This is a genomic window from Shewanella sp. AS16, assembly GCF_021412365.1.
GTDB classification, from domain to species: domain Bacteria; phylum Pseudomonadota; class Gammaproteobacteria; order Enterobacterales; family Shewanellaceae; genus Shewanella; species Shewanella salipaludis.
Map to the genome: position 1 here is coordinate 1 of NZ_JAKCLK010000440.1, position 281 is coordinate 281.

General features: G+C 54.8%; 1 protein-coding gene. It reads left to right on the forward strand.

The annotated features are described in order from the left end of the window. Positions 1–281, forward strand: a 281-nt coding sequence (locus tag LZP73_RS21005; RefSeq protein WP_234236934.1) for an alanine--tRNA ligase-related protein, incomplete at both ends; no start/stop codon positions are given.

The following is a 281-nucleotide window of genomic DNA, read 5'->3' on the forward strand; positions in this document are numbered from 1 at the left end:
GGTTGGTGATAAAGGCGAACTGAAAGGCGCTAACTTCTCCTTCGCGGTGGAAGATACGCAGAAATACGGCCAGGCGATTGGTCACATCGGTAAACTTGCTGCGGGTTCTCTGAAAGTGGGCGACGCTGTGCAGGCTGATGTTGATGAGGCTCGTCGCGCCCGTATTCGTCTGAATCACTCCGCAACGCACCTGATGCACGCTGCGCTGCGCCAGGTTCTGGGTACTCATGTATCGCAGAAAGGTTCACTGGTTAACGACAAAGTGCTGCGCTTCGACTTCT